Source organism: Bradyrhizobium sp. Rc3b, assembly GCF_900114915.1.
In the GTDB taxonomy this organism is placed as follows: Bacteria; Pseudomonadota; Alphaproteobacteria; order Rhizobiales; family Xanthobacteraceae; genus Bradyrhizobium.
In genome coordinates this window covers 166,867-180,065 of the sequence record NZ_FOUS01000015.1, presented here as the reverse complement: position 1 = coordinate 180,065, position 13,199 = coordinate 166,867, and the positions used below count along the sequence as shown (strand labels likewise).

The 13,199-nt window shown below is 67.0% G+C and carries 11 protein-coding genes and 1 tRNA gene; 7 read left to right on the top strand and 5 right to left on the bottom strand.

Annotation, left to right across the window (positions count from 1 at the left end; all coding sequences use genetic code 11):
• Nucleotides 1-1,478, bottom strand: a 1,478-nt coding sequence (gene acs, locus BM190_RS31230) for an acetate--CoA ligase (protein WP_177237398.1), incomplete at its 3' end; no start/stop codon positions are given.
• A 400-nt stretch (nucleotides 1,479-1,878) separates the two neighbouring features.
• On the opposite strand from acs, the gene BM190_RS31225 reads away from it, so the two are divergent.
• Nucleotides 1,879-3,048, top strand: a complete 1,170-nt coding sequence (locus BM190_RS31225; RefSeq protein WP_018323600.1) for a DNA topoisomerase IB — start codon at nucleotides 1,879-1,881, stop codon at nucleotides 3,046-3,048.
• A gap of 104 nt (nucleotides 3,049-3,152) precedes the next feature.
• Here BM190_RS31225 and BM190_RS31220 read toward each other — a convergent pair whose 3' ends face one another.
• Complete coding sequence (locus BM190_RS31220; protein ID WP_092261507.1) at nucleotides 3,153-3,608, bottom strand: SRPBCC family protein; 456 nt, start codon at nucleotides 3,606-3,608, stop codon at nucleotides 3,153-3,155.
• 101 nt (nucleotides 3,609-3,709) lie between these two features.
• Here BM190_RS31220 and BM190_RS31215 point away from each other — a divergent pair, with 101 nt between their 5' ends.
• A complete protein-coding gene (locus BM190_RS31215; RefSeq protein WP_177237402.1) occupies nucleotides 3,710-4,804 on the top strand; it encodes an adenylate/guanylate cyclase domain-containing protein in 1,095 nt (364 codons plus the stop codon).
• A 2-nt stretch (nucleotides 4,805-4,806) separates the two neighbouring features.
• Here BM190_RS31215 and BM190_RS31210 read toward each other — a convergent pair whose 3' ends face one another.
• From BM190_RS31210 to tsaD, 3 genes are read right to left on the bottom strand one after another with little or no spacing between them, the layout of a single operon-like run.
• The gene (locus BM190_RS31210) at nucleotides 4,807-5,220 is read right to left on the bottom strand and encodes an EVE domain-containing protein (protein ID WP_092261505.1); all 414 of its coding nucleotides are present in this window, start codon (nucleotides 5,218-5,220) and stop codon (nucleotides 4,807-4,809) included.
• Nucleotides 5,221-5,222: 2 nt separating this feature from the next.
• Nucleotides 5,223-6,203, bottom strand: coding sequence for an NAD(P)H-dependent glycerol-3-phosphate dehydrogenase (locus tag BM190_RS31205; protein WP_092261504.1), 981 nt, complete (start codon nucleotides 6,201-6,203; stop codon nucleotides 5,223-5,225).
• A 2-nt stretch (nucleotides 6,204-6,205) separates the two neighbouring features.
• Nucleotides 6,206-7,279: a tRNA (adenosine(37)-N6)-threonylcarbamoyltransferase complex transferase subunit TsaD gene (tsaD, locus tag BM190_RS31200; protein ID WP_092261503.1), complete on the bottom strand. Its 1,074-nt coding sequence runs from the start codon at nucleotides 7,277-7,279 to the stop codon at nucleotides 6,206-6,208.
• 150 nt (nucleotides 7,280-7,429) lie between these two features.
• On the opposite strand from tsaD, the gene BM190_RS31195 reads away from it, so the two are divergent.
• The 5 genes from BM190_RS31195 to BM190_RS31175 all read left to right on the top strand — a co-directional run bounded on the left by BM190_RS31195 (nucleotide 7,430) and on the right by BM190_RS31175 (nucleotide 13,174).
• Entirely contained in the window at nucleotides 7,430-8,176 is a 747-nt protein-coding gene (locus BM190_RS31195) for a uroporphyrinogen-III synthase (protein ID WP_092261502.1), read from the top strand.
• A 65-nt stretch (nucleotides 8,177-8,241) separates the two neighbouring features.
• Nucleotides 8,242-9,453, top strand: coding sequence for a COG4223 family protein (locus BM190_RS31190; protein ID WP_092261501.1), 1,212 nt, complete (start codon nucleotides 8,242-8,244; stop codon nucleotides 9,451-9,453).
• A 36-nt stretch (nucleotides 9,454-9,489) separates the two neighbouring features.
• On the top strand, nucleotides 9,490-11,226 hold the full coding sequence (locus tag BM190_RS31185; protein ID WP_092261500.1) for a heme biosynthesis protein HemY: 1,737 nt from the start codon (nucleotides 9,490-9,492) through the stop codon (nucleotides 11,224-11,226).
• A 100-nt stretch (nucleotides 11,227-11,326) separates the two neighbouring features.
• Nucleotides 11,327-11,402, top strand: a tRNA-Thr gene (locus tag BM190_RS31180).
• A 125-nt stretch (nucleotides 11,403-11,527) separates the two neighbouring features.
• Nucleotides 11,528-13,174 (top strand): glycosyltransferase family protein, encoded by a 1,647-nt coding sequence (locus BM190_RS31175; protein WP_092261499.1) that lies wholly within the window; start codon nucleotides 11,528-11,530, stop codon nucleotides 13,172-13,174.
• Nucleotides 13,175-13,199 lie beyond the last annotated feature (25 nt).

The window sequence follows — 13,199 nt, the reverse complement described above, 5'->3', positions numbered from 1 at the left end:
TACTTGCCCTTGTAGGTCGAGAAATAGGTCTGCTCGAAGCGGGCGTGATCGCCGTAGACCGTGCGCATCTGGCCGGGCCAGGACCGCGTCAGGCAGAGATTGCCCGAGGTCTCGCCGTCCAGCACCTTGCCGTCGGCGTCGACGATCTCAGGCGCCACGCCGAAGAACGGCTGCGTCGCCGAGCCCGGCTTGAGCTTGGTCGCGCCCGGCAGCGGCGTGATCAGGATGCCGCCGGTCTCGGTCTGCCACCAGGTGTCGACGATCGGGCAGCGGTCGTCGCCGACGACGCGGTGATACCACTCCCACGCTTCCGGATTGATCGGCTCGCCGACCGAGCCGAGCAGGCGGAGCGAGGCGCGCGATGTCTTCTTCACCGGCTCGTCGCCGGACTGCATCAGCGCGCGGATCGCGGTCGGTGCGGTGTAGAAGATGTTGACCTTGTGCTTGTCGATGACGTTCCAGAACCTGGAATTATCCGGGTAATTCGGCACGCCTTCGAACATCAGCGTGGTCGCGCCATTGGCGAGCGGCCCGTAGAGGATGTAGCTGTGGCCGGTGACCCAGCCGACATCGGCGGTGCACCAGTAGATGTCGCCGTCGTGATAATCGAAGACGTATTGATGCGTCATCGAGGCGAACACGAGATAGCCGGCGGAGGTGTGCAGCACGCCCTTGGGCTGGCCGGTCGAGCCTGAAGTGTAGAGGATGAACAGCGGATCCTCGGCATGCATGTGCTCGACCGGGCATTCCGTCGTCACCATCGCCGCCGCCTCGTGATACCAGAGGTCGCGCGTCGGGTTCATGTCGATCTTGCCGCCGGTGCGCTTGACCACCACGACCCAGTCAACGTCGTCGGCCTTCGCGAGCGCGGCGTCGACGTTGGCCTTCAGCGGCACCTTCTTGCCGCCGCGCAGGCCTTCGTCCGCGGTGATGATGACCTTGGATTTGCAGTCATTGATGCGCTGGGCGAGGCTGTCCGGCGAGAATCCCGCGAACACCACCGAGTGGATCGCGCCGATGCGCGCGCAGGCGAGCATCGCATAGGCCGCTTCCGGAATCATCGGCAGGTAGATGGTGACGCGGTCGCCCTTCTTGACGTTGCGGGTGCGCAGGATGTTGGCCATCCGGCAGACCTCGTCGTGCAGCTCCTGATAGGTGATATGCTTGGACTGCGAGGGATCGTCGCCTTCCCAGATGATCGCGGTCTGGTTGCCGCGCTTGGCGAGATGCCGGTCGATGCAGTTGTAGGCGACGTTGAGGATGCCGTCCTCGAACCATTTGATCGAGATGTTGCCGGGCGCGAACGAGACGTTCTCGATTTTCGTCGGCGCGTGCATCCAGTCGATGCGCTTGGCCTGCTCCGCCCAGAAACCGTTCGGGTCCGAGATCGAGCGAGCGTACATCTCCTTGTACTTGGCCTGGTCGATCCAGGCGCGCTTCGCCCACTCCGCCGGGACGTCGTAGATCTTCTCGGACATGCTTCCCTCCACATACGGCAGGCCGAACGCTGGCGACCGGCGAGCCGACTTGATCATTGACTGATTATGCGTCGGGCTAACCGGGCCCGACAAGGAGCACAAGCTGGACCTTCGGCGGGCGGCCGGCCATGCGGAGGATCAAGCCCGCCTGCTGCGACTGTCGCAGATATGAAACAAGCCGGCGGGCGGCTTTCGGGGCCTTGATCCAGCTCCGCGGAATAGGCGGCGCAGGGGCCCCATGCATCAGTAGAGGTATTTGGAAACCGCCTCTCACTGATTCGGGACTCGCAATACGGTTCGGAACACCCTAAATGGCCAACCCGGGTCCAAAGAGGCCCTTCGGAACAAAAATCAGAACAGCGGCATTGACCGGTAACAGACAGGGCTAAGGCATAAGGCTATGATGGATCAGCAGAATCTCGGGACGATACGGCCCGCTTCAGCCGATCCTGCAGCTATTGCGCTGGCCAAGGCCCTCGGACAATGGCCGAAACCGGCCCCTTTCAGGCGTCCGAGCCCGAAGAAGGCCTTCGACACGGCGCCCGCGGCGACGGTCGAAGCGCTCGCCAGGGAGCTCGGCCTGCGGCTCGGCGACCAGAACGAGCTGACCATTCGCCGCGTCCGGCGCGGCAAGGGCTATTCCTTCGTGCGTCCCAATGGCGCACATATCCGCGACGCCCGCACCATCCGCCGGCTGCACGCCATGGCGGTGCCGCCGGCCTATCGCGAGGTGCGCTATTCGTCCGATCCGAGCTCGCATCTCCAGGCCGTGGGCCGCGATGCCGCGGGCCGGCTGCAATATCGCTATCACGCCGATTGGGAGAAGGTCCGCGAGCACCGCAAGGCGCATCGGCTGGAAAAGCTCGTCGGCGCGCTGCCAAAGATCCGGCGCAAGGTCTCGGCATTCCTGTCGGGCGACGAGCCGACGCGTGAATTCGCGCTCTCGGCCGTGATCGAGCTGATCGCGCGCACCGCGATCCGTCCCGGCAATGAATCCTATGCCCGTCTCAACGGCACCCGCGGTGCGACCACGCTGCTGAAGTCCAACGTCACGCTGGAGGACGATTGCTTCGTGCTGACCTTCAAGGCGAAGGGCGGCAAGGCGGTGCGCAAGGAGTGCGACGCGGCCAAGCTGGTGCGCGCCATCGGCATTTTGCAGGAGGTCCCCGGCAAGCGCATGTTCCAGTATCGCGATGCCTACGGGATCGTGCGCGCGGTCAACACCACGCAGGTGAACGCGTTCTTGCGCGAGATCGCCGGCATCAAGATTTCGCTGAAGGATTTCCGTACGCTGATGGCGTCTGCCGTCGTCGTGGAATCGCTGTCGCGGATCACGCCGGCGACCAGCCAGCGCGGCCGCAAGAAGCAGGTGCTGGACGCAATCCGCGCCGCTGCCGACAAGCTCTCCAACACGCCGGCGATCTGCCGCAAGAGCTACGTCCACGACACCATCGTCACGGCGTTCGAGGACGGCATCCTCGAGCGCTTCGCCGCGACCATGAAGGGCCAGCGCTCGCAGGCGAGGCGCGAGCAGTTGCTGGCGCAGGTGGTGGCGACCGCCGCGGTGTAACGACACGTCGCGCTGCCGTAGGGTGGGCAAAGCGCAAACGTGCCCACCATTTGCTCATGGTGAAAGGTGGTGGGCACGGCGCGAAGAGCGCGCCTTTGCGAGAGCTACTTCTTATCTGACACACCCATGTCGGGACCGGGATCGCCGCCTGCGGCTGCGGTCGTGAGCCGTTCCATATAATGCGCCCACCCCGTCGCGTGCGCGGCGGCCTGCGCTTCGCTCGGCAGGCCGCTATGGGTCATGCGCAGCAGCGTGCCGCCGTCGCGCTCGATCAGGTCGATCTCGATCAGGCTCGAGCCGGGCGGTACTTCCTGGCCGCCTTCCCATCCGAACGTGTAGGCCAGACGGTGCACCGGCACGACCTCGCGGAAGGCGCCGCGGGCGACGCCGCTGCGGGGGCCGATGCCCTTGAGCAGATAGAGCCCGCCGGGATGCGGCTCCGTGGTGGCATCGGAGCCCATCCAGCTCAGAATTTTCTCGGGGTCGGTCAGATAGGCGAAAACGGTGGCACGTGGTGCCGCGATCTGGGTCTCGCGTCGCACTATGAACGGTTCGGTCATCGGCGATCATCCCTTCGCTGCCATTGGCACATGGCGGCGCCAAAGCGGCGCGTCAAGGATTGCCCGTGACAAAGACGGCCCGCCTTGGCCATGATCGAGCCATGCAGCTCTCCCCGACCCTCGCCTGGCTTGTCGATGCCGCTTCGGATAGCGCCGGAGCTGATCGCCTGCTTGCGGAACTCGGCGCCCATCTGGTCGCCGACGGCGTGCCGCTTGCGGCGGGCGCCCTGACGCTGGAGGTGCCGCATCCTCTGATCGCAAAGCGGACCTGGCTGTGGCGTGTAGACAGCGGCCAGGTGATCGAAGCACTCGGTTTCGCGCCCGGCGGATTGGCGCCCGATCCGCCCAACGATGCCGGCCGCCGCTGGCTGCGCGACATCGCGCGCGGCGAGGTGCACGAAGACATCGTCGGACGGCCCGATGGGCCGCAGCTTTGTTGGATCGGGCCGCGTCCCTTCACTGCCGACGACATCGGGCAATTGCGCCAGGCCGCGCGTTTTGCAGCGACGCCCCTCGCCGTGCTCGCCGCGCGCGCCACGTTGCGCGCGACGTTAGACGCATATCTCGGCAAGCGCAGCGCGGAGCGGGTGCTGGCGGCACCTCTGCGCCGCGATCTCGGCGAGACCATTCAGGCCGCGCTGCTCTATGCAGACCTCCGCAACTTCACGACGTTGTCGGAAACCTCACCGCCTGCACAGGTCATCGCCGCGCTCGATGCCTGGTTCGACCGCATCGCCGGTGCCGTTCACGCCTTCGGCGGCGAAGTGCTGAAATTCATCGGCGACGGCGTGCTCGCGATCTTTCCGGTGGTCGATGCATCGCCCCGCCGGGCCTGCGAGGCCGCCCTGCGTGCCGCAGGCGCGGCGGAGGCCGGCATGGTCTATCTCAACAAGGAGCGCGGCGCTCAACGGTTGCCGCCGCTGGCATTCGGCGCTGCGCTCCATCTGGGCGAGATGCTGTGGGGCAATATCGGCGCCGCCAACCGGCTCGACTTCACGGCGATCGGTCCCGCTGTCAATCTCGCCAGCCGGCTCGAAGGATTGTGCAAGCCGCTGGGGCGGGCCGTGCTGGTGTCGGGAGCGCTCGCCGCGGAAACGGACATGCCGCTGGTCGCGCTCGGATCGCATTCGCTGCGCGGCATTGCTGCGCCATGCGAGGTGTTTGCGCTGCCGGCGATGCCGGGTCGGATGTCGTAGCCCTAAACCCCGCCCATCTTGCAGACGAGCTTCCACTCCTCCGCTGTCACCGGCTGCACCGACAGGCGCGAATATTTCACCAGCGCCATGTCCGCCAGCTTCTTCTCGGCCTTGATCGTGGCCATCGTCACCGGCGTCTTCAACGGCTTGTCGGCCTTGATGTCGACGCAGACGAATTTATCGGTCTTGTCGGTCGGATCGGGATAGGCCTCCTTGATGATCTCCGCGATGCCGACGATCTCCTTGCCCTCGTTGGAATGATAGAAGAACGCCTTGTCGCCCTTCTTCATGGCGACAAGGTTCTGGCGCGCGGTGTAATTGCGCACCCCGGTCCAGGCCTCGCCCTTGGCGCCCTTCGCCACTTGCTGGTCCCAGGACCAGACCGATGGTTCGGATTTCACCAGCCAGTACGCCATGTTTATTCCTCTGACTTGAATGGGCGCGTCAGCAGCCCCGAGATAGCCGCGTCGATCGTGCTTCGGCCGCTCAGGATCGACGCGACCGCTTCTGATACCGGCAGCTCGATGCCCTGCGAAGCTGCGAATTCGATCAGCACCGGCGCGGTGAACTCACCCTCGGCAAGCTTGCCGGCAGGCGGTTGCTCGCCGCGGCCGAGTGCAAGGCCAAGGGCGAAGTTGCGTGACTGCGGGCTCGCACAGGTCAGGATCAAATCGCCGAGACCGGAGAGGCCGGCGAGTGTCTCGCTGCGTGCGCCGAGCGCGCGGCCGAGGCGCGTCAGCTCGGCAAAGCCGCGGGTCGTCAGCGCAGCCTGGGCGGAGGCGCCGAGCTTGCGCCCGACCGCGATGCCGACTGCGATTGCAAGCACGTTCTTGGCCGCGCCGCCGATCTCGACGCCGCGAATGTCCGTGGAGTGATAGGGACGGAACGTCGGTGAGCCCAGGGCCTGCACCAGTGCGCGCGCCAACGTCTCATCGCCTGCCGCCAGCGTCACCGCCGTCGGCAAGCCGCGCGCGACATCGTCGGCAAAGCTTGGACCCGACAGGATCGCGGGCTGGGCGTGCGGCGCGGCCTCCGCGATCACGTCGGTCATGAATTTGTGGGTGCCGTGCTCGATGCCTTTGGCGCAGGCGACGATCGGCACCGGCCCTGTCAAATGCGAGGCCAGCATGTTGACGGCGCCACGCAAATGCTGCGCAGGTGTTGCGATCAGCAACATGTCGGCGTGCGCGGTGAGCGCCAGATCGCTGGTCACGACGATCTCCGCCGCGAGCCGCACCCCGGGCAGGCGCGGATTATCGCGTGTCGAGGCGATCCGCGCGGCATGCTCGGCATTGCGTGCCCAGAGCGTGACGCTCCTTCCCGCCCGCGCCGCCACGGTCGCCAGCGCCGTGCCCCAGGCGCCTGCCCCGATCACCGCGACGGATTGGAATGCAGTCATGGCTAGTATCCCGCCCGGGTCTTGCCGTAGCCCGCCGGCGCCGTTGCGTTGGCGTCGAGCAGCCAGCGCGCGCGGGGCTGCGCTTCCATCGTGTCGGTCAGGCCGAGCGCGAGGCGTTCGGCACCGGCCCAGGCGATCATCGCGCCGTTGTCGGTGCAGAGCGCCGGCGGCGGCATGATCAGCTGCGTCCCGGCTTGCTGTGCGACCTCATCGAGGGCGCCGCGAATCGCCTGATTGGCGGCGACGCCGCCGGCCGCGACCAGGGCGCGCGGCGCGCCGAACTTTTCCCGGAACAGCCTGAGGCCGACGCTCAACCGGTCGACGGTCGAATCCAGCACGGCGGCCTGAAAGCTCGCGCAGAGATCGCTGATGTCCTGCGGCGTGATCTCGGCCAGCCGGCTCGCTTCAGTGCGCACTGCCGTCTTCAATCCCGACAGCGAGAAATTGGCATCGGGACGCCCTTGCATCGGCCGCGGAAACGCAAAGCGCGTGGCATCGCCGCTTGCCGCCGCGCGCTCGACCTGCGGCCCGCCGGGATAGGGCAGGCCCAGCATCTTCGCGACCTTGTCGAAGGCCTCGCCGATCGCATCGTCGACGGTGGTGCCAAGCCGTACATACTGGCCGACGCCGGTGACCGCGACGATCTGGGTATGGCCACCCGAGGCGAGGAACAGGCAGTAGGGAAATTCGATTCCGTCGGTGAGGCGCGGCGTCAGCGCATGCGCCTCCAGATGGTTCACCGCGACCAGCGGCGTGTCGTGCACCATCGCGATCGCCTTCGCGGTGGTGAGCCCGACGATGACGCCGCCGATCAGGCCCGGCCCCGCAGCGGCAGCAACACCGCCCAGCTGAGCGAAGCCGACGCCGGCCTCCTGCATCGCGCGCTCGATGATGCCATCGAGCAGGTCGACATGGGCGCGGGCGGCGATCTCCGGCACCACGCCGCCGAAGCGGGCGTGCTCCTCGATTTGCGACCGCACGATGTTGGACAGGATCCTGCCGCTGCCGTCAGGCGAGCGTTCAACCACCGCCGCGGCGGTCTCGTCGCAGGTGGTTTCAATGCCCAGTACCAGCATTGGCGAATTGTTATCCAATTTGCGCCCTTGCGCTCATCCGCAAAGCAGAGTTCTGGTACGTCCGGTAGCATTCCGGGGCCAGATTGCGCAATCGCCACGCGCGGCTTCCTCACGAATGCGTCGCCGCCAATTGGTCCGGGAACACCAGCGATGTCCATCCTTGTCACACGGCCGCATCCCGACAATGAGGCGACGGCGGAAAGCCTGCGTGCGCGGGGTCTTGCGGTGCTGCTTGCGCCGGTGCTCAAGTTCGAGCCGGTCGCCTTCCATGACGAGAGTGAAGCTCCCTACGGTGCCATCCTCGTCACATCGGCCAACGCGATCCGTGCCGTCGCGCCACAATTGCGGGATCTTGGTCTGTTGGAGCTGCCGTTGTTTGCGGTCGGCGAGCATACGGCTGCTGCGGCGCGCGACGCCGGCTTTGCCGAGGTGATCGTCGCCGGCGGCGATGCCGCGTCCTTGCGCGACAAGGTGATGCAGAGCGCGCGCGACAAGGTGCTGAAGAAAAAGAGCACGCTGCTGTATCTCGCAGGCGCGGATCTGTCGCGCGACCTCGGCGGCGAGCTCGGTGCGGAGGGGTTTAGCGTGGTCACGCAGACGACCTATCGCATGGCGCCGGTCAAGCATCTGCCGCGCGAGGTCTGCGAGGGCTTTGCCGCCCACGGCGTCGAGGCGGTGCTGCACTACTCCCGGCGCAGCGCCCGGGCGTTCCTGGATGCGGCCAGGGACGAAGGCGTCGAAATCTCGGCGCTGGCCATACCGCAATGCTGCCTGTCCGAGACGGTGGCCAGCGTGCTGCGTGATGCCGGCGCGTCGCAGGTTCTGGTCGCAGCCACACCGGACGAAAATGCCTTATTTACCACCTTGGAGCGTGCGTTACGCACCCGTTTGGCGTAAGAGGTCGAGCCGAATCCGACGTAATCGGGTCCGTCCCGCGTATGGAAGTGTGAGGAACCGTCACGATGGCCGACGACAAGCCTGAAGACGCAGGATTGGCTCCTGAGTCCGGCCGTGCCAAGCGCACTCCGCCCACCATCGACCTCGAAGCCAGCGAAGTCTCGACCCAGCCGCAGGAGCCGGCAGTCGAGCCCGAGGCACCGCCGGCGCCGGAGCACGCCGAGCCTGAGCAGGCAAAATCCGACCAGGTTGACGCAGAGCCGGAGCGGACCGAACCGCAGGCCGCGGTTGCGCCGGCTCCCGTGTCTGCGCCGATGTCGCCCTGGGTCATCGCGCCGTTCTCCGGCGCTGTCGCGGCGGCGGTCGTGATCGCGGTCGGCTGGATGCTGGGTTGGCCCGCCGTGCAGGCACCGCCGGCCACCCCGCAAGTCACGAGCGCGACGGTCGATGCGCTGAGCGGTCGCGTTGCGGCAGTTGAAGCCAAGGCCGGCAAGCCCGTCGCCGATCCGGCCATGGCGGCGCGGATCGACGCGCTGGAGAAATCCGCGAGCGGCTTGCGCAGCGACGTCGCCAATCTGCGTACGCAGTTCGACAAGACCGCGAGCACATTGAACGATGCGAAATCTGCCCCCCGCGCTGCCGCACCCGACCTCGCCGCTCTGAGCGACCGCATCGCCCAGCTCGAGCGCGCCAGCAAGGCCGAACGTGCCGAGCTCGCGCAGCAGGGCGAGAAGATTGCCGATGCGAAGACGTTGGACGACAAGCCGCTGCGCCATGTGGTGGCGGCGGCCCTGCTCGACGTCGCCGTTCGTCACGGCGATGCTTACGAGTCGCAATTGGCCGCAGCGCGGGCGATGGTGACAAAGCCCGATATGCTGAAGCCGCTCGACACCTTTGCCGCGTCAGGTATCCCGACGCCGGTGGCGCTGAGTCGCGAGCTCCTCAACATCGTGCCGAAGCTGTCGCCGCCGGCGGAAGCCCAGACCAGCGGCACGGGCATCGTCGAGCGTCTCCAGGCAGGAGCCTCAAAGCTGGTCCGCATCGAGCGCACCGACGGGGTCGGCAACGATCGTGGCGCCATCGTCGCACGGGTGACGGCGGCGGCGCTTCGCAATGATTTCGTGGAAGCGCGGCGCGAGCTCAAGACGCTGGCCGAGGCCGATCGTGCGCCGGCGCAGGCCTGGCTCGACAAGGCCGATGCCCGCGACGCTGCGCTCGCCGCTTCCCGCAAGTTCGCCGACGATGCCATGGCGGATCTCGTCAAGCCTGCTCAATAAAGCTTCGCGCAATACTAAGCGCGTATAGGGATCGCCATGCTTCGCATCGTCCTCTTCCTTGTCCTGATCGCGCTGGCGGCGGCCGGCGCGGCCTGGGTTGCCGACCAGCCCGGCGATCTCGTCCTGACTGCGGGCAGTTTCCGCGCCTCGACCACGCTTCCCAAATTCGTGTTCCTGCTTGGCCTGTTTGCCGCGGCCGTCGTGCTGGTCTGGAGCATCGTGACGACGATCTGGCGCACGCCGGGGCGTCTGCGCCGCCGCCGCCACGACAAGCGCCACGCGCGGGGCCGCCACGCCATCACCCACGGCCTGCTCGCGATCGGTCATGGTGATACCGCACTCGCCCGCCGGCACGCGGAAACGGCGCGGCGGCATGCGCCGAATGATCCGCTCGCGCTGCTCCTGCATGCGCAGTCGGCGCAGCTCGAAGGCAATCGCGACGAGGCGCAGCGCGTCTTCCGCGCCATGGCCGAGCGCGAGGACACGCGCCTGCTCGGCCTGCGCGGCCTGTTCATTGAGGCGCAGCGCGCCGACGATGCGGTCGGCGCCGTGATGATCGCGGAGGAAGCGATCAAGCTGTCGCCGTCCTCGACCTGGGCCTCGCAAGCGGTGCTCGGCTTCCGCTGCGCGCGCGGCGACTGGAGCGGCGCGCTCGCGATCCTCGATTCGAATTTGTCCGCAGGCCTGATCGACAAGCAGGCCTATCGCCGGCAGCGCGGTGTGTTGCTCACGGCGCGCGCGCTCGAATTGCAGACGATGGACCGCGACGTCGCGCGCGAGAGCGTGATGGAGGCGGTGAAGCTTGCGCCGACCTTGGTGCCTGCGGCCGTGCTCGCGGCAAAATTCGACAGCGAGGCACATCAGGTGCGCCGCGCCATGAAGCGGGTGGAAGCTGCCTGGCTCGCCAATCCGCATCCGGATCTCGCGGATGCCTATGCCCATGTGAAGCTCGGCGATACCGCCTGGCACCGCTTGCAGCGGGTCGAGACGCTTGCGGCGAAGACGCCTGCCGACAAGCCCGGCCATATCGAGGGTCAGCTCGCGATCGCGCGTGCCGCGATCGACGCCTCCGAGTTCGCCCGCGCGCGCGAAGTGCTCGCGCCTTATCTCAGCGATCCGACCCAGCGCGTCGCGCTGCTGATGGCCGAGATCGAGCGTGCCGAGCATGGCGATAGCGGCCGCGCCCGCGCGTGGACCCTGCGGGCGGTGCGCGCCCGTCACGATCCGGCCTGGACTGCGGACGGCTACGTTAGCGACCGCTGGCGCCCGGTCTCGCCGGTCACCGGGCGGCTCGATGCGTTCCAGTGGCAGACCCCGGTCGCGAGCCTGCCTTCGGACAAGGGGACCACGATCGAATCCTCGGCCTTCGAGGAGGCCATGCTGGCGGCCCCGCCGCCGAAGCGGGTGACGGTGGCTCCCAGCGAACGCCCGGCGGAACCGCTCGTGACAGCACCGGCGCCAGTGCCGGCCGCGCAGGACAATTCGCCCCCGATGGCCAAAGAAGAGCCGGCCGTTGTGACCGCCGAACCGGTCCAACCGGCCCCGGAGCCCGCCGAATCACCTCCGCCGGCGGCGACACCGGTGTTCCGGAGCCGCGCCGACCTCGTCAAACCCGCGCCAGCGCCGATTCCCGCGGTCATCCCGATCGTCCGGGCCCCCGACGATCCCGGGATCGATGACGAGGGTCCGAGTGATGAATTTACGGAACAAATCGGTACACCCAAGGCCCAGGCCGGCGGCTGGCGCGGATTCTGGTCCCGCTGGGGCGCCTGAGCCGCATTTCGAACCCGGCTTGTCCTTGCCAATTCGGGCCATGCCCGATATCAGGAGCGCGCGTATCGGGGCCGGCATCGCCTTGGCCCCGGCAGGGTTCGCCGCAATAGCTCAGTTGGTAGAGCACGTCATTCGTAATGACGGGGTCGGGGGTTCGAATCCCTCTTGCGGCACCAGCGCTCATCCGATCCAAGAAGCGCAAGCCTAGGTCCCCGCCATTGCATCCGGCGCATTGCGCGCGATGCCGGCGTCCTTACGATGCTGCCTGGCTGGGTTGTGGACGTTGGGGGCAGGCAGGGGCATGGCGAACGGAACCGGGGCCGCGGATCGGAGCGACTGGGTCCGGCTGCCCGGTCTCGTCATCCCAGCGGCGCTGATCACCGCCATCGTCGCCTCCAAATCGCTCGACGCGTCGCGCTTGCACAGCCGGCTGTCCGTTCCCCCGCTCTATGACGACGTCGCCTATTTCGAAGACGCGGTCAGATGGGTGAATGCCTTTGGAAGCCGCGGCGTCGCCGGCAGCGTCTGGGACTTGCTGCATCACCATGCGCCGTTTTCGACGCTGGTGGCGGCCACCGGTTTTTGGTCGTTTCCCGGAAGCTATGTCGGTCCCTATCTCGTTCATGCCGTGATCGTCTTCGGCTTCCTGCTCGGGATCATCTGGCTGGTTCGGCGACGGCCGGTCCTCGAGATCGCATCGTGTCTGGTCGCAGCAGTGTGCGTGCCGGTGCTGTGGCACACGATTACCGAGGCGCGTCCCGATCTGCCCTCGGGATTTGCCATGGGTCTTGCCGCCGGTGCCATCGTCTACCGCGGCGTGCTCCGGCGCAGCGCCCGGTCGTTGGCTGGCCTCGGCGTTGCCTGCGCACTCGCCGCCTGCATCAAGCCGACGTCGTTCCCGGCCGCGCTCGCTCTGCTCGGCAGCGCGTTCGCGATCCGGCTGGTCGTCGATTGCATCCAGGCCGGCGGATTGCGCCTGTCGATCAGGACTGCGCTCGGCGCGCTGGCGTGGTTCGTGCTGCCGTTGATCGCGACCACGGCCGTGCTGATCGGCCCGGCCTTGGTCGAGACCGTCACCTACATCCTCAACGTGTTCGTCGGCCAGCGCGACCTCTGGACGACGGGCGAAGGATTCTGGCCCGGACTGCTACGCTTCTCCATCGGTGGAGAGGGACAGTTCGGCCTGCACTATTGGCTCGCCATCGGGTTGGCCTTGATGCTGCTGCGCTTCGTGCTCGCTGCGATCCAGGGCCAGGCTGCGGTGCTGGATGCGGTCGTTCTGCTCGCGACCGTGCTGATTGCCTACGCCATTCCGTCCGTTGCCGAGATCAAGACCTACTTTTTCGGCGCAATGTTCTACGGCGTGTTCATCGTCGCGATGGTCCTCAATGGCTGCGCCAGCATGGCGTCCATGGGATCGCTGCTTGCGCGTACGGCCCTTGCGAAAGACATCCGTCGCCATCTGCTGACAGCGGGCCGCGTGCTTGCGCTCGCAATCGCCCTCGCGCTGTTCGTCAAGCACGTCGTGATCGGTCAGCTCAGCGTGGCGACGCCGCTGAGCGCACAGCAGCAGGACAGCATCCGCGCATCGACCGAACGTCTCTGGTCGCTTCTGCGCGACGTCAAGCCACCGCTGTCGGGCCCGCTTTACGTCGGCTTTTCGAGTCCCTACCCGGTCACGCCCGCGACCATTCAGTTGTATGTGGCGCAGGCGCGGATGAATCTCGTCGTCCGCGGCGAGATGCTGCATCGAACGGCAGCGGCCACCGCAGACGCGCTTCTGCAGTCGAACATCCTCGTGGTCTCGAGCTCGATCCAGCACACGCTGGTCGGACCGCGGGTCGGCGATGAACTCATCGCCCGCATGGACGCGGAAAAGGGCGTCTGCCTGCTCGACAGCATGAGCTTTCCGGACGTGACGCTGCGGGTTTATCGGCGGGGGTGTTGATCGCAGCCGGCCGGTTCGAAATTGC